This is a genomic window from Bacillus sp. EB106-04-04-XG123 (assembly GCF_058791855.1).
This window is the reverse complement of the sequence record NZ_JBYTDZ010000004.1, coordinates 92,769-108,661: the sequence shown is the minus strand read 5'-3', so window position 1 is coordinate 108,661 and position 15,893 is coordinate 92,769. Positions and strand designations below refer to the sequence as shown.

The 15,893-nt window shown below is 41.4% G+C and carries 14 protein-coding genes; 4 read left to right on the top strand and 10 right to left on the bottom strand.

Annotation, left to right across the window (positions count from 1 at the left end):
- Positions 1-200: 200 nt before the first annotated feature.
- Complete coding sequence (locus AC3WTB_RS13575; RefSeq protein ID WP_492333840.1) at positions 201-1,241, top strand: DUF4352 domain-containing protein; 1,041 nt, start codon at positions 201-203, stop codon at positions 1,239-1,241.
- A 47-nt stretch (positions 1,242-1,288) separates the two neighbouring features.
- Here AC3WTB_RS13575 and AC3WTB_RS13570 read toward each other — a convergent pair whose 3' ends face one another.
- From AC3WTB_RS13570 to AC3WTB_RS13560, 3 genes are all read right to left on the bottom strand, one after another.
- Entirely contained in the window at positions 1,289-2,374 is a 1,086-nt protein-coding gene (locus AC3WTB_RS13570) for an SEC-C metal-binding domain-containing protein (protein ID WP_492333839.1), read from the bottom strand.
- 191 nt (positions 2,375-2,565) lie between these two features.
- Positions 2,566-3,504: a response regulator gene (locus AC3WTB_RS13565; RefSeq protein WP_268473092.1), complete on the bottom strand. Its 939-nt coding sequence runs from the start codon at positions 3,502-3,504 to the stop codon at positions 2,566-2,568.
- A gap of 4 nt (positions 3,505-3,508) precedes the next feature.
- A complete protein-coding gene (locus AC3WTB_RS13560) occupies positions 3,509-4,795 on the bottom strand; it encodes an ATP-binding protein (protein WP_492333838.1) in 1,287 nt (428 codons plus the stop codon).
- Positions 4,796-5,312: 517 nt separating this feature from the next.
- Here AC3WTB_RS13560 and AC3WTB_RS13555 point away from each other — a divergent pair.
- Together AC3WTB_RS13555 and AC3WTB_RS13550 are read left to right on the top strand one after the other, a co-directional pair.
- Entirely contained in the window at positions 5,313-6,293 is a 981-nt protein-coding gene (locus AC3WTB_RS13555; protein WP_492333837.1) for a glutaminase, read from the top strand.
- Between the two features lie 33 nt (positions 6,294-6,326).
- On the top strand, positions 6,327-7,754 hold the full coding sequence (locus AC3WTB_RS13550; RefSeq protein WP_024427211.1) for an alanine/glycine:cation symporter family protein: 1,428 nt from the start codon (positions 6,327-6,329) through the stop codon (positions 7,752-7,754).
- A gap of 40 nt (positions 7,755-7,794) precedes the next feature.
- On the opposite strand, the gene AC3WTB_RS13545 is transcribed toward AC3WTB_RS13550, so the two are convergent.
- The 4 genes from AC3WTB_RS13545 to AC3WTB_RS13530 form a co-directional block, all read right to left on the bottom strand.
- On the bottom strand, positions 7,795-8,655 hold the full coding sequence (locus AC3WTB_RS13545) for an alpha/beta fold hydrolase (protein ID WP_492333836.1): 861 nt from the start codon (positions 8,653-8,655) through the stop codon (positions 7,795-7,797).
- A gap of 112 nt (positions 8,656-8,767) precedes the next feature.
- The gene (locus AC3WTB_RS13540; protein ID WP_025092526.1) at positions 8,768-9,133 is read right to left on the bottom strand and encodes a VOC family protein; all 366 of its coding nucleotides are present in this window, start codon (positions 9,131-9,133) and stop codon (positions 8,768-8,770) included.
- Between the two features lie 100 nt (positions 9,134-9,233).
- Positions 9,234-10,616 (bottom strand): amino acid permease, encoded by a 1,383-nt coding sequence (locus AC3WTB_RS13535; protein WP_039176209.1) that lies wholly within the window; start codon positions 10,614-10,616, stop codon positions 9,234-9,236.
- 66 nt (positions 10,617-10,682) lie between these two features.
- Entirely contained in the window at positions 10,683-12,191 is a 1,509-nt protein-coding gene (locus tag AC3WTB_RS13530) for a class I adenylate-forming enzyme family protein (protein ID WP_047203436.1), read from the bottom strand.
- A gap of 262 nt (positions 12,192-12,453) precedes the next feature.
- On the opposite strand from AC3WTB_RS13530, the gene AC3WTB_RS13525 reads away from it, so the two are divergent.
- Positions 12,454-12,891 (top strand): MarR family winged helix-turn-helix transcriptional regulator, encoded by a 438-nt coding sequence (locus tag AC3WTB_RS13525; protein ID WP_039176203.1) that lies wholly within the window; start codon positions 12,454-12,456, stop codon positions 12,889-12,891.
- Between the two features lie 21 nt (positions 12,892-12,912).
- Here AC3WTB_RS13525 and AC3WTB_RS13520 read toward each other — a convergent pair whose 3' ends face one another.
- The 3 genes from AC3WTB_RS13520 to AC3WTB_RS13510 form a co-directional block, all read right to left on the bottom strand.
- Entirely contained in the window at positions 12,913-14,046 is a 1,134-nt protein-coding gene (locus tag AC3WTB_RS13520) for a zinc-dependent alcohol dehydrogenase (RefSeq protein WP_047203435.1), read from the bottom strand.
- 158 nt (positions 14,047-14,204) lie between these two features.
- A complete protein-coding gene (locus AC3WTB_RS13515; RefSeq protein WP_492333835.1) occupies positions 14,205-15,227 on the bottom strand; it encodes a quercetin 2,3-dioxygenase in 1,023 nt (340 codons plus the stop codon).
- An 80-nt stretch (positions 15,228-15,307) separates the two neighbouring features.
- On the bottom strand, positions 15,308-15,880 hold the full coding sequence (locus AC3WTB_RS13510; RefSeq protein WP_492333834.1) for a TetR/AcrR family transcriptional regulator: 573 nt from the start codon (positions 15,878-15,880) through the stop codon (positions 15,308-15,310).
- Positions 15,881-15,893 lie beyond the last annotated feature (13 nt).

Genomic DNA, 15,893 nt, shown 5'->3' with positions numbered 1-15,893 from the left:
AGTAATTGTGTTAAAAACTATTAAAAATAGGGACTAAAACCTATTCCTCATCATGAATGAATTTCGATAGAATGAATAGTGCAAATCGTCATTAGGATATTTTCCCCTTTAACACCCGAATATACCATTCTATCTGTTTCTTTTTTCATAGTCAGATAGCGGGAATGAAATGACGAAAGAAAAGCAAAGGAGCATCAACTGTGAATCTTAAAAAAATAAGTGCCCTTCTCATGATTTCATTCGTGATGATCATCTCTGCAGCCTGCCAGAGCTCAGCCAAATCAACAGACACTGACCAAAAGTCAACGAAAACAGCAGAGGTAAAAGTCAATAGCTACGAATATACGTTACCAGAAGACTCAACAACTACCCTGAGAGACAATGAATTGGTACTAAAAGTCAACCTAACGATCACAAACAAAGGTGACAAAGCCCTTTCATTATATAACTCTGACTTCTCCCTTTATCAGGACGATGCCAAAGTATCTGATTTAAAATTCTACGGTAGTAAAGACCGTCTTGACCTTGGTTCATTGAACAAAGGCAAGTCACTTTCAGGAGCTCTTTATTTCCTAGTAGACAAAGGGAAAAAATATCAGTTCGTCTATCAGGACAGCATCAAGAAAAACAGTGATTCCATCCAAATCGATCTAGATGGAAACAAAATACTCGATTCAGCAAAAAAGCTGGATAACCCAGCAAAAGCGTTATCCGCTTATACCGATATTATTGTTTTTGACAAAAAGAACGATCAATTCGCAGATTTAACGGGTGACAACCAATCGGATGTCGTCAATAAATACCATGAAATGTTTGTTAAAGACTTCAAAAGAAGTGCAGGAATATACGGTAATGAAGTGAGTGACCGTGATATTTTGTCGATGTACAAACGCATTCAAAACACTATGAAGGATAAAGCCAAAGTAGAAACAAGTGTAAAAACCATCTCTGATGACGAAGCAAAGGTTGTCGCTCAAGTAACAGGCATTGATGCGTCTAACTTAAAAGACAAGCTAGACAAGAAAAGAGACGAGTTTTACAACGGAAAGATCCGTTCTAAAGAAGAATTGTATAAAAAAAGCTTAAACATGTACGCATCTGAATTCGAAAAGCTTCCTCCCGTCTCCAGCCCAGCTGAATATGAAGTGAAAATGAAACGTAATGGGGATGGTCAATGGAAAATCGACCTAAACGATTATAATACAGAGCAGTACATGAGTGGTTTTATTAAAACGAGATAATCTAAAAAAAAGACGCTGGCCTCTGAAGGTGCCGCGTCTTTTTTAGATTATACTGTCGCCTCTTGCTCTTCTTTCACCGCTTTTTCGATATCTTTAAAACGGCTCGATACAGTAGACGCACTAATGCCATACTTCTTCGCTACTTGTGCTTGAGAAAGTGGAGCATCGCTTGCAAATGAATGAATATAGTATTCGATTCCTGCAGCAAATGATGCTGCTTTACGGATCACAGGTGATTTCTGATCACAGTAGGCTTTCCAAACCGTTAAAGCACCATCTGTCAGGCTTTGGTCACCATGCTCCTTCATTCCGTCTTCAATCAGCTTAGCTGTTTCCAGCTGGACGTCACTTGCCCAGTCCATACGATCTGCTGATAGACCTGCATCGCCTTCTGTTTGAGCAGGTGTTTCTGATTCTTCTACTTCTTGCTTCGCAAACATACACTTCAGCACATCAGGGAATGATTCTCTCATAAATGTGCTGCGCGCTCCTCCATTTGCTTCATATGCGTCAACAAGCTGGCGGACCTGAAGAAGAAGAGTATCCGTGAACTCTTTCGCAAACATCGTATACTGAATGAAAAACTCTGCTTTTTCTTCAAATTGAACAGGAAAACCAAGCACGAGACTTCCCTTTTCAGGCAGTACCGTTTGATCCGGTTTTACATCTACTTCAACCTTCTCAGCTGTTACCATATCTTCAAAGTAAAGAGACTCGTCCGTTTTTTCATTTAATAAAAGCAAAGATGGCTCCATGTCTGTCCAAGATTGGACCACTTGTCTTGTTTTCGGACGGGTAATATCTTCTGCTTTCTTTGTCAGGAATTCTTGGAAAATGGTTTCTTTCTGATCAGTTAATGGACGGAAGAAGATGCCCCATACACTCAAATGAAAAACTGAGATTTGTTGCGTTTCTTTATCCATATCTGCAAGGAAAGAAAACTCATTAATGAATTGATTGATCGCTCTTTGATGTTTAGAAAAAGCATAATTCATTAAATCCTTTTGAACTTGTACAGCTTCCTTAAACACAAGCTCAGACGTTTGTTCTCCGCCTGATTTTTGACCACAGCAATGTTTATATTTTTTTCCGCTTCCGCATGGGCAGAGCGCATTTCGTTTAATTTTTCCCAAAATAAAACCTCCGACATTCTAGTCTAACCTCACTATTTTAACAAACGATTGCACAGGAGGGTTTTATTTTCAAGAAAAAAGAAAAATCAGAATGATCAGTTAAATTACAAAGACACCTGAAGATCAAGACAGATCATAGGAAAGACAGACTTTCTCTGTTTATTTTCTCCAATCATACCAACAGATTTTCCTCAGCTCATTTCTTCGAATAACTGCTTTGCTTCAAAATAAAAAATTTGAACAAATTTCTTTGTATTGACTCTGCCCGTCGATCCTGCGAGAGAAGATGTCTTCTGCATTTCTTTCATTCTTTGGCTGACATCGGTAAAATCGAAAAACTTCGACGCGTAGTGCTCGAACTTAGGATTTGAGAAATCTGTTAATCCTAGTGAGGCAAAATGATTCAAGGAATGATGAATAGCTCGTCTAATCCGCTGCTCCGCCGCTTTCACTTCCCGCATCACCTCTACATCGGTTGCACCATGATCCAGCTTTCTTTCTGCGGTTTTGATAAACAGCTGCTTTAGCGGCGGGAAATTGACCTCATGAGAATTGGCTGACTGAGTTTCATGTAAATAGAGAAGTATCTCCAGTAAATCCTTAGAGCCGTTCTCACCGACAATTCCCAGCTCAGATAAGAGGAATTCCCCAGCCTCTTTCATCGTTCTTCTCTTCGCTCCAGCGCCGGCACCTTGAGAAATCACAGGCTCTAATGGCAGTACGTGGCGAAGGGAGGCTTGTATATCATAAATCGATTTTTCCAGTTTGATACGCTCCATGACTTTTCGAATCACACTGACGATTTCAATGCGATTGACGGGCTTATGAATATAATATTCAATCCCTAGTTCATAGGCTTCTGCCATCATCTCTTTCGCCTCTACTTGGGAAATCATAATGACCTTGCCTTTGAATTCAGGGTGAATATGGCGAATGGTTTGAATGCCATCTCTAGCAGGCATTAAAAGATCAATCAAAAGGATGTCTACTTTCTTGAGGTTCAGTGAATGTGCCTCTAATCCAACTCCGTCACCCGCTTCATCTACGACCTCTCCCAAATCCTCATCCTCTATGATTTGACCTAAAATCGAGCGTATTGCACGATCATCATCTGCAATGAAGAATCGCATACACTCACCCTCTCTGTATTAAATTTTGTATAGGAAGGACAAGCAGAAAAGCTGTCCCTTTTGTTTCTTTTGGTTCGATTTGAATATGACCGCCTAGCTCTTGAACCAGCTCTCTCACATAGGATAAGCCTATCCCAGTAGACGGTGTTCCAAATGCATCAAATTTGGAGGTATAGCCTGGATCAAACACAATCTCTCTCATTTTTTTAGGAATCCCCTGTCCATCATCTTCAATCCGAATCTCTATTTTATCATGACTTCCTTTCAATTCGAGTGAGATCATGCCGGTATCCTTTATAGCTTCCACTGCATTGGCCATTAAATTATTAATCAGCGATAAGAAAATAAACACATGATAATCATGCAGATGAATGCCCCTTATATCAGAGGTAAAGGAGATGTTTTTCCCAAGAGATAGAGCATACTTCTCTTGAATCCGGATCACAATTTGAACGAGCTCTTCCGCCTTCATGTAATCTTGCATATTTTCCTTCGAAATCAGCTTTGAAAGCCCAGCATAAATGCGCTGATTGTCCTTTTTCACTTCATGAATTTCTCCCGCGAGCTTTAACAGCTCCTGACTCAATTTTTTCCCTGCTTCGAGTTCATGCAGCAGACGATAAAGCCGGTATGATTCCTGCGTAATATGCTCTGTATGTTTTAATGTTTTCTTTAAGTGCACCGTTTCTTCATATAAATTCGAAATGACCATCATCATATGCTCATTTTGTTTCATGATCTGCTTCTCTCTTGATTGCGCCTCATACAGCTTCATCATATTAAAAAAACTGATCACCACAAAGCTGTGAGCAAACGCAATGAGGAACATATCGCTCAGCTTTGATAAAGTCATCGTTGTATCAAACACTAGAAATTGTACAAACAGCTCGACAAAATCAGCAACTAATTCGATCATCAGACCGATGATCCCAATGAAAATAGAGCGCTGTTTAAAGCGACCCGTACGGACGGCAAAAAACAGGAACGCATACGTGAAATAGAAAAAGAAGCTTGGGAATTGCTGATAAAATGATGCAGTTAGATCAGCATTCTGCTGAATCAAATCTAAGCCTACCCGAAAAAGCACAATAGCTGCGCCTGTTAAAAATCCTGGCAATAGCGGTCTAGATTTTCTTAAGAGTAATAAACAAAAGAAAAACGCAGGCGCACCAAAGCTGATGCGAAACGTCTCATTCACAGGATAAAACTTCAGCTCTCCTGCAAGCGGCACAATGACCATCATAAAAATTAAAATGAATGCGTCCTTTTTGACAAGCTGATTTAAACTCAAATGACTGACATCCCTTCCCCTGTTTGCATAGCCACAGTATACAAGGAGACTCTTTTCTTCACAATGTACAAAAAAATAATTTTCACAGCTCTTTATTTCCCCAAAATCCTTTTTTATGACTATTCACCGAGATGGCATGGTGACCTTTCAGCTATTCAGCATTTTGATGATTGTCTACAATAATGGGAATTGTTTAGACAATCATCGACAAACCGATTTTTATTTGTAAGTTTTTCTGTAGATTTTCGTCAGATTGTGTAGTTTCCAAGATAAATTGAATAAATAATTTTAGTGAAACTATATGTAAGCGTTTTCTTATTTTTCACTAAAAACCCTTTTTGTTTTCTCGCCGACAATGCCTTCATTTGAACATATATTTAGGTGTAAAGGAGTGGTGCAAGCAGCGCATGACAAGTTCTTTGAAGATGTGTAACATGTTTTCGTGCCTATTTGATCGCATTTTTTGTCATCCGCCAATTCAATAGGGTACTTTTTGATTTTTGATTGGAGGAATCGTATGAAAACAGCAATTTCTAATAATACACAACACGCATGCCGGTCTTCTGTTGATCAATGGGCAGAAGAAATACGTCCGTATTACAAGAACGGGCAGAATGCTGGCTACATTCCAGCACTCGGAAAAGTGAATTCCTCTCAACTTGGTATCAGCGTGATAGGCCCAGATGGATCATCTGTACGATATGGTGATTGGGACGTTCCCTTTACCCTGCAAAGTATCTCAAAAGTCATCAGCTTTATAGCTGCCTGTTTAGGAAGAGGCGTACCTTACGTCTTGGATCGGGTAGATGTAGAGCCAACTGGTGATGCATTTAATTCCATCTACCGTCTTGAGATGCATAAACCAGGGAAGCCCTTTAATCCAATGATTAATGCTGGAGCTATTACCGTATCCTCCATCCTTCCCGGAAAGACTTCTACAGAAAAGCTAGCATATATTTTCGATTTAATCGAAAACTTAATAGGTAAGCGTCCTTCTGTTAATGAAGAGGTTTATCAATCAGAATGGGCAACTGCGCATCGCAACCGGGCACTTGCTTATTATTTAAAAGAAACCAATTATTTAGAATCGGATGTCGAGGACACGTTAGAAGTGTATTTAAAGCAATGTTCTATAGAGGTCACAACAGAGGACATCGCCTTGATTGGACTGATTATATCAAGTGATGGCTACCATCCCTTTAAACAAGTCCAAGTCATCCCAAAGGATATCGCCAGACTAACAAAGGCATTGATGCTGACATGCGGCATGTATAATGCGTCTGGGAATTTTGCTGCTTTCGTAGGCGTTCCAGCCAAAAGTGGTGTGTCTGGAGGAATTATGGCTTGCGTTCCGCCAAGCGCAAGAAGAGAGTTCCCGTTTCAGACAGGCTGTGGCATTGGCATTTACGGTCCTGCCATTGACGATTGTGGAAATAGTATTACCGGTGTCATGATGCTGAAAAAGCTCGCTAAAGAGTGGGATCTCAGTATTTTTTAAAAAGAACAGTGATGAATTCGAAGAGGTGATGTTATGAACGAAAAAGCTTTGCTATCTTATTTAACACATACAAATGATTTTATTTGGACTTATATTGTGATTGCTCTGTTACTTGGTGTTGGGGTGTACTTCACATATAGAACACGCTTCCTGCAAGTGAGAATGATCAAAGAAATGCTGCGTGTCCTGAAAGAAGGAAGAAAAGAAAAAGAGGGCATATCACCGTTCCAAGCATTTGCCATCAGTATGGCAGCACGTGTAGGGACAGGGAATATCACAGGGATTGCCATCGCTATTGCCATTGGTGGCCCTGGTGCCATCTTTTGGATGTGGATCGTAGCCATTATCGGATCTGCTTCAAGTTTCGTTGAAAGTACACTAGCTCAAGTATATAAAGTAAAAGACAAAACAGGCTTCCGCGGTGGACCTGCTTATTACATGGAAAAAGGGTTAAACAAGCGCTGGATGGGGATTTTATTTGCGATCCTGATCACGATTTCTTTTGGAATCGTCTTTAACGCGGTTCAATCCAATACGATCACTGTCGCTTTTAAAAATTCCTTTGGTTTAGACCGTTTAACCGTCGGTATTGTGATGGCAGTCATTTTTGCAGCGATCATTTTCAAAGGTATCCAAGCGATCGCAAAGGCTTCTGAATACATTGTGGTTGTGCTTGCAGTTGCTTACATCGGTATTGCGTTCTTTGTCATTGTCACAAATATCACGGAACTTCCTGGTGTCATCAGCACGATTGTGAAACACGCCTTCGGGTTTGAACAGTTCGCTGGCGGTACGCTAGGCGGTGCTTTATTACAAGGGATTAAACGCGGTCTCTTCTCAAATGAAGCTGGTATGGGTAGTGCACCTAACGCAGCAGCAACGGCTGTAACGAGCCACCCTGTTAAACAAGGATTAATCCAAGCATTCGGCGTGTTAACAGATACGTTAATTATTTGTACAAGCACAGCCTTCCTTGTCCTGTTTTCTGATGCGTATAAAACAACAAATTTGCAAGGAATTGAATTAACACAGGCTTCTCTCAGTCAGCACATTGGACCATGGGCATCTGGATTCCTTGCCATCATGATTTTCCTATTCGCGTTTAGTACATTGATTGGTAACTATTACTATGGGGAAACGAACATTGAATTCCTTGGAGCGAACAAAATTTGGCTTAACATCTATCGAATTGCCGTTATTGGAATGGTTCTGTTCGGTGCGGTTGCCACTGTTCCTCTTGTTTGGGGTCTAGCCGATCTCTTTATGGGACTCATGGTCATCGTCAACCTCATCGCCATTACCATGCTGTCTAAGGTCGCCTTCGCAGCACTGAAGGATTACACGAGACAGAAAAAAGAAGGCAAAGATCCTGTTTTCTATAAAAATGCCGTTCCAAACAATGAGAAAATTGAATGCTGGGACGACGAACCTGCTGCATTGAAAAAGAATCAAATTGGATAAATCAAAAAAAGCTCTGGTCCTCTGATCAGAGCTTTTTTCTTTATGTCAAGAATTCGAGTATGAGTTTGTTGACGACTTCTGGTTTTTCATGATTGATCCAATGAGAGGCATCATCGACAAAGATCAGCTGGCCATTTGGACAGATCTTAATCGTTTCCTTCGCCAGCTTTCTGCTTAAAAATTTGTCCTCCATCCCCCAGATCATGCGAACAGGAACGAGAATTCGTTTGGAAATTGGCTTTTCAAAGCCGCCTTTTTTAATGGCTCGGTACCAATTCAGCATTGAGGTCAAGGCGCCTGGCTGTGTCCAAGCGAGCTTGTAGCTTGAGACATCTTCCTTTGTGAACAACTGTGGTCTTGCAGTAAGCCCAATGGCTTCATCCAGCTTTTGAAAGTGATTTTCTTGAAGTGCTGCCTCAGGAACATTTGGGAGCTGAAAAAAAGCGATATAAGAGCTTTTCTTCCACTGCGGCGGATAAAAAGGAAGAACCCTCATCATCACCCGCGGATGCGGCATATTCACAATGATTAATTTCTCGACATATTGAGAACGGGTTGAAGCCAAATGCCAAGCAACAGCTCCGCCCCAGTCATGTCCGCCGACAATCGCCTTTTGGTTCGGGCTCAGCGTCTTAATCAGTCCTACAATATCATCTCTCAATTTATCTAATACGTAGGATTCGACTCCTTCTGGCTTGTCACTTAGATGGTAGCCTCTTTGATCAGGAACGACAACACGATAGCCCGCCTCAGCCAAGGGGATGATTTGATTTTTCCAGCCGTACCAAAACTCAGGAAACCCGTGGAGCAGTACAAGCAGCGGGCCATTTTCCGGTCCAGCCATTGCAGTATGAAGTGTTACACCATTTGTTTGGATTGATTGAAACTCAATTTGTTCCATTCCTTTGCCACCCTTCTCCTTGTCCTTTTATTCTTCCAACATAGCATATTTTCCATTTTTCAGAAAATAAAAACACTCACAAAAAAACCTTCACACTCGTGAAGGTCTTAGTCTATTTCATATAATTCAGAACCCAGATTAACCCGTTTTTCCGGTCCTGTACTTGTCCGTGAAGTGCGCCAAAGAAGGTATCCTGTAATTCAACCAGTACATCTCCATCAGCTTCCAGTGCTTCATAGACAGCTTTTAGTTCTTCTTCATTGTCAAACTGCATGATCAATCTGAGATTCTCTGGCTTTGGCGTGCGTCCAAACGTATCTGAAAAATGAAGCAGCGATTCCCCAAGATGCAATTCAGCATGCAGGACACGGTCTTGATGTTCATTTAAGATTTGAATATCCCCACCAAAAATCCCTTGATAATATTGAAGAGATTCTTTCACATCTTCTACAACAATATAAGGACTAACACTAATCATATCCCTCATCCTCCTCTTGTTCCGTCCATTATCTCTTTTATAGCTTATCCCAAATCGTATGAAAAAAGGCACAAATCGTCAACGGATTTGCACCTTTTTCTCATGAAGATTTCGCTAATTCACTGTGTTTGTTTGAATACGCTGCGTACATGACGACGCCGATTAACAGCCAAACCCCAAAGTAAAGCCATGTCCGGCCTGGTAAGTTGAGCATAAGGAACAAGCAGCAGCCCATTGATATAATCGGCAGAACCGGCACAAAAGGAACCCTGAAGCCCCTCTCAAGCTGCTGATGTGTCTTTCTCAAAATAAGCACAGATAAACTGACCATGGCAAACGTTAATAACGCACCGATATTCGCTAAGTTGGACAGATCCTTCAAATCAATAAAGCCTGAAATAACAGCTGTCATTCCGCCAATCATCCATATGCTAGCAACAGGCGTATCGCTTTTGTTTGTTTTTGAAAACACTTTAGGCAAAAGTCCGTCTCGGCCCATCGCATAGGCAATTCGAGTTGCCGCATAATTATTGGCGAAAATCACAGCCATCAATCCAATGACCGCACCAACAGAAATAATACCAGCCACGCTATTTTGATGTACACTTTGCAGGACATAGGACATAGCTTCTGTAACATTAAGCTTTGTATAATGCACCATGCCTGTCATGACCAAACAAACGACAATGTAAATGACCGTACAAATAAGTAATGAACCTATGATCCCAATTGGCAGGTTCCGCTGCGGATTTTTCACCTCTTCAGCTGAAGCAGAAATCGCATCAAATCCTAAAAAGGCAAAAAATACAGCAGCAGCACCGGCAATAACGCCTTCTGCGCCAAACGGCATAAATGGCTGCCAATTGGCTGGCTGTACATAAAAGCCGCCTACTACAATGAAAAGAACAATAATACCGAGTTTCACAAACACCATGATATTATTAAATTTTTTACTTTCCTTCGTTCCTCTAGATAAGATCCACGCAATCAGTAAAGCAATGATAATCGCCGGCAGATTCATATATCCGCCTTGCTCCGGCCCCGCTAAGAATTGATGCGGAATCGAAATTCCAAATCCCTCAAGCAGGCTGTTGAAATAACTTGACCAGCCGCTGGCGACAGCTGAAGCTGTCAGCATATAAACAGATAATAAGGTCCAGCCCATCAAATGGCCTACAAGCTCGCCCATAGTTGTATATGAATAAATGTATGCACTGCCGAATACAGGAAGCGCTGACGCCATTTCTGCATAGCAAAGTGCTGCCAAACTGCACACAATGGCTGCAATCGCAAAGGAGAAAATGACAGCCGGTCCTGCATCCTTAGCTGCTGTAATACCAGTTAATACCATAACCCCTGTACCAATCACTGCCCCTATACCAAGAAGCGTGAGATCAAGCCCGCCCAGCGTTTTCTTTACCTTTTGCTGTCTGCTCTGTTCCAACAAATCGTGAATGTGTTTCTTACGAAGAATATGTCGCAAACCCTTTCCCTCCAAAACGTTAGAAAAACAAAAAATCATTCAAATTTCATTATAGCAGAATAGGTACTAAGCATTCACAACCAATTCACGTAAATCTTTCTTCATGATTTTACCAAGCTTGTTTTTTGGCAGTTCACTGATGAAATGAATGGATGGCACTTTGTAATCGGCCAAACGTTCCTGACAATAGTTCACCACATCTTCTTCGCAGAAATCGGCTGATTCGTCTTTTACGATATATGCACTTGGCACTTCACCATATAATTCGTCCGGCACCCCGATGACAGCTGATTCAATCACACCCGGAATTTTTTCAATGACTTCTTCTACTTGATCAGGGTAGATATTATCTCCACCGTATAAAATCACATCTTTGTATCTGCCTGTGATAAATAGAAAACCGTCTTCGTCTAGATAGCCTGCATCTCCCATATGGAACCAGCCATCTTTGAGTACCTTCGCAGTAGCGTCTGGCTGATGATAATAGCCTAAGAAATAAAACGGACTTCTCATGACGACTTCGCCAATTTCTCCAGCTGGCAGTGTTTCCTCTGTCTCAGGATGAACGATTTTCACTTCTACATCTGGATCCACTTTACCAGCAGAGCCCATTTTATCCTCGCCCATCGCAGGATGCCACGCACTGACAACCCATGCTTCCGTGCTTCCGTAGCCATGCATCATCTGAATTCCTGCTTCTTTGTAGTCCTTAATCAAACGGACCGGCACCTTCGTACCGCCAGAAATCGCAATTTCAAAGGATGAAAGATCATACGAACCGCGCTTCATTTCTTCCAGCATGTACGTATAAGCTGATGGGAAAGCCATCATGAACGTAATTCTTTCTTTTTCAATTGTTTCTAAAATGCGCTTCGGTGTTGCATCATGTAAGAAGACAAGCGTATACCCTTCAATCGCAGCGGCGATCAGGTGATTAATTGAACTCATATGATACAGAGGGTGACTCGCTAAGTACCGCTTTCCTTTCAAGTCAAATCCTCGATTCCCACGTCTTGTTAAAAATTGATAGATTCGTCCATGTCCGACCATACAGCCTTTTGGATTACCCGTTGTCCCAGAGGTAAATAAGATCATCGCTAGATCCTCCTCTGATACCTCTTCTGCAAGATCACTGCCATCATTTGAAGCCAATATATCTTCAAACAGCTGCGTTGTTTTCGCATTCACACCAGATTCTACCATGAGACAGTTGTCTAAAGACACATCCACCGCAGCGATAATGTCACGGAATTCTCGATCAAAGAATAAAGCCTTTGGCTCTGCTTTTTTCAAAATCCCTTCCAGCTCAAAAGAAGTAAGCTGCCAGCTAAGCGGAACTGCGACTGCACCTGCTTTAATGGCTGCCAGCATAATCGTTGAAAAGTGATGATGGTTTTGACAAATAAAGCAAACGCGATCACCTTTTCGAATTCCTTTTTGATGTAAGTAATGAGCGAGCTGGTCAATGCGTTTTGCATATTCTTCAAATGTATAAGACACACCTCCGCCAGTTACCGCCTCAATTTGTGAAGAGCGTTCCATTCTGTCGTTTAGTAATGCCTGTAAAGTATTCAATATCTTCATCTCCAAACGTTTGATTTCCAATAGCCAATTTCCAGTGAATTGGGTTGGCAGATTTTATCTCATTCACATTCTAAAATAAAAACAGCTGAAAGTAAAATCATTTCATTTTGGAATTGTTCTTTTTATTAATTGATAATATAGGTAATTTTATAGCCGTCTTCCATTTTGGTTTAAATCATGATGATTATTATGATAAGATAGACCTAGTAATTGATCGGAAAATGCGAATGCAATAGGAAAAGAGGTATGGAGAATGCAACATTTCGAGCTAGAGGCAAGTTTGTTAGACCATGCACTGACAAAGTATTTAAAGGCGACGAAACAATTAGATGAAGAAAATATTCCAAAAAACGTCACGAATGTTAAAGGATTTATTTTACGTATCATCTACCGCCATCAATCATGTACTGTGAAAAATATTCTTCAGGAAGTTTCATTATCTCCCTCTGCAACAACCACCGCTCTCAATCACTTAGAAGACGAAGGGCTGATTATCCGCTCTCGAAATAATAATGACCGCCGGACTGTGTGGATTGAACTCTCTGAATTGGGTGAACAAATTGCTAAACAAATGATCGACAATCGCCAGCTGCTTGTGAATCAATTGTTCAACCACCTTTCAGAGGAAGATAAAAAAACATTTTTTGAATTAATCGAAAAAATGATGGACGAGCACACATTAAAGGCTTAGGAATACTCCTAAGCCTTCTTTTTATGGCTTTAAGACGACCTTTATACAATCATCCTGTTTGTCATTGAAGATGTGGTACGCATGAGCAGCTTCATCTAATGGCAGTTTGTGTGTGATAATGGCTCTTGGATCGATTTCACCGCTTGTCACTTTTTGATAGAGCTTTGACATGTATCCTCGAGCAGGGGCTTGGCCCATTTTCAAGGTGACGTTTCTTGCGAAAAAAGCACCTAATGGGAACATATTGTACAGGCCGCCGTACACACCCGTCATCTGCACTGTTCCGCACTTGCGAACGGCTTTTGTGGCAATTTGAATGGGTCCGATCGTTCCGCCTTGCAGCTTGAGCTTTTGCTCAATTTTTTCAAGCGGCGACTTCTTCCCGTCCATTCCCACACAATCAATCACAACATCGGCCCCGCCCTTGGTGAGCTCCTTTAACGTTTCTCCCATGTCGGGATCTTCTGTAAAGTCAAAAACCTCCACGCCGCTCATCCGTTTTGCATGCCGCAGGCGGTAATCGATGTAATCGACGGCTATCACACGTTCCGCCCCTTTTTGCCAAGCAAATTGCTGTGCCATTAACCCAACAGGTCCGCAGCCTAGCACGATGACCGTATCGCCTTTTTTCACACCTGCGTGCTCTACGCTCCAATAGGCGGTTGGCAGGACATCTGATAAGAACAGCAATTGTTCATCCTCCAGCTCACAATCCTCTGGAATCTTAAACGGGGTGTAATTTCCAAAAGGTACGCGTAAATACTCTGCCTGTCCTCCGGGATAATTCCCATATTTCTCACTATAGCCAAAAAGTCCACCCGAGTCGTAGTGCGGGTTTGAGTTGTCGCATTGGCTTTCTAAGTGATGATCGCAATATTGACATTTACCACATGCAACTGTAAATGGAATGACGACACGGTCTCCCTTTTTTACGGCTGTGACATCCGGGCCAACTTCCTCCACAATTCCCATTGGTTCATGCCCAATCACATAGCCGATTGGAAGCGGGAAATTCCCCTGATACAAATGTAAATCTGATCCACAAATTGATGTCGATGTAATCCGTATAATCACATCTTCTCGATCTTGAATCGACGGTGCATCTACTTTTTTCACTGCAATGCTATTTTTCCCTTGATAAGTAACGGCTCTCACATGCATTTCCTCCTTTAGCTCAAGTCATCTTTACATAGCTTCACCTTGAATGAATGCTTCATTCATCAAATGAGAAATTTATGTGGAGGAGGCAAAAAACAAAAAAAGCCTGTCGATTGTTTCGACAGACTCATAATGTTGTGTAACGCGTTACACACTTAATCCTTTTCGACAAAAAACAAATCATATTGAGTTGAAGTCTCCCGATTGAACATGAAATTCCCTTCTTGAATAAAATAGGGACATATACTTTGTCTTGGAGATTCTTCAAACTGCTCATACACCTGCTCAATTTCTCCTGGTAGCAGCAAAACCAACATTTTATTTGAATGAGACATAAATTCATAAGAGTGAATCGTATCAGGCGGGATATAGGCAAAGTCACCCGGCATCAAGCAAATATCTTCTCCATTCAAATGAAGGTTCATTTTCCCTTCAACACAATAGAGCGCTTCAGTATGAACTTGATGATAATGCGGCGGGAAATATTTCTCCTTCGCTCCTTCAATCACAAAATGACTGAATCCGCCCCCTGTTGTTTCTACTGTTGCAATCAGCTCATGGATCTGACCATCAATGATATATTGCTTCCCTTCACCAGCCTCTAATACATAGGACTTTATTTCGTGAGGGAGCTGACTATGAAATAAAACGGAGGGCCTCGTTGTATTGGACAGTTCTCTGATTCCATGCATCAGGATGATATCGCTTTCTTTTTCAGCCTGCTGAAAACTGGCTGCATCGAAAGCATGATTCATCATAGAACTTTCATTCTGAAAAAGCCTCTTCCCAATTTGCTGATAGACATCTGTCATTTTTCCGCCCAGCGTATATGAAATAAATCTTGTTTTATGACTATGCATTCTGTAGCCATGAATCGTTTTGGGCGGGATATGAATATAATCAAAGGCAGTTACCATGTATTTTTTACCGTCCAGCATCACTTCAAGCTTTCCTTCCAGCACAAAAATGGTTTCAAATAAGTGCTCATGACAGTGCAGCGGGAAATAAGCTCCTTTCCCACCTGTGATTAAGGCAAGCTCAAACAGCTGATTCGTTTGATTTGCTTCTGCCAGCATTTGAACAAGCTGATTCTCCAGCCCATACAGTTTTCCTGAACCAGACATGGTATAAAAAGAGGTACCTTCGGATTGCTTGATCGATTGCGGTTGCTCCGACATCCCATCACTCCTCATGACGAATTGACTATCTATATTATATAGACCAATTGATATAATAGATAGACAATATGCGAGAGATTTTACTCTTCTCGCATAAATAAGTGTCTAAGGTAACTTTTTACGTGTTCTAAAGGGGTCGTTTGTTTGAGTGCAGTGGTCATCGATAGACCACCGATTACCATTGAGTGAAGGAGAGAAGCCAGCTCATCCGCTTTGTTTTCTTCATACCCGCTGTTCATTAGCTTTTCTTTTACAAGCTCCTGCCAGCGGATCATTTCTTGTTTGCATGCGGCATGGAGCTGCGTGTTTTCCGGCTTTGACTCTGCCGCCAGCAAGACAATTGGAATCCCTCTTTCACTTTCTTTCTCCATAAATCCTCGAATGATGTTTGTCATAAAACGATCGATAGCAATATACGGATCATCCGAATAAGCAAAGCCTTCTTCAATTTGATTGATGACCTTTTGACTAATGTATTCAACAGATGCAATGGCCAGCTCTTCTTTTCCATTTGGAAAGTAATAATAAAGAGAGCCTTTAGGTGTGCCGCTCTCTCTGATAATTTGATTCAATCCTGTCGCATGGTATCCCTGTTTACGTAAAAGAAGTGCTGCCGTTTGAATGATTTTATCCTTCGTACTCACGTTTGACACTCTTTTCCCTCCA

What these genes read in the sequence shown, in the direction of transcription:
- AC3WTB_RS13540 (WP_025092526.1), bottom strand. Translation starts at nt 9,133, where the DNA reads ATGATTAGTGTTAGTCCTTATATTGTTGTAGAAGATGTGAAAGAATCT.
- AC3WTB_RS13515 (WP_492333835.1), bottom strand. Translation starts at nt 15,227, where the DNA reads ATGTCGGAGCAACCGCAATCGATCAAGCAATCCGAAGGTACCTCTTTT.
- AC3WTB_RS13555 (WP_492333837.1), top strand. Translation starts at nt 5,313, where the DNA reads ATGAAAACAGCAATTTCTAATAATACACAACACGCATGCCGGTCTTCT.
- AC3WTB_RS13525 (WP_039176203.1), top strand. Translation starts at nt 12,454, where the DNA reads ATGCAACATTTCGAGCTAGAGGCAAGTTTGTTAGACCATGCACTGACA.
- AC3WTB_RS13565 (WP_268473092.1), bottom strand. Translation starts at nt 3,504, where the DNA reads ATGCGATTCTTCATTGCAGATGATGATCGTGCAATACGCTCGATTTTA.
- AC3WTB_RS13550 (WP_024427211.1), top strand. Translation starts at nt 6,327, where the DNA reads ATGAACGAAAAAGCTTTGCTATCTTATTTAACACATACAAATGATTTT.
- AC3WTB_RS13545 (WP_492333836.1), bottom strand. Translation starts at nt 8,655, where the DNA reads ATGGAACAAATTGAGTTTCAATCAATCCAAACAAATGGTGTAACACTT.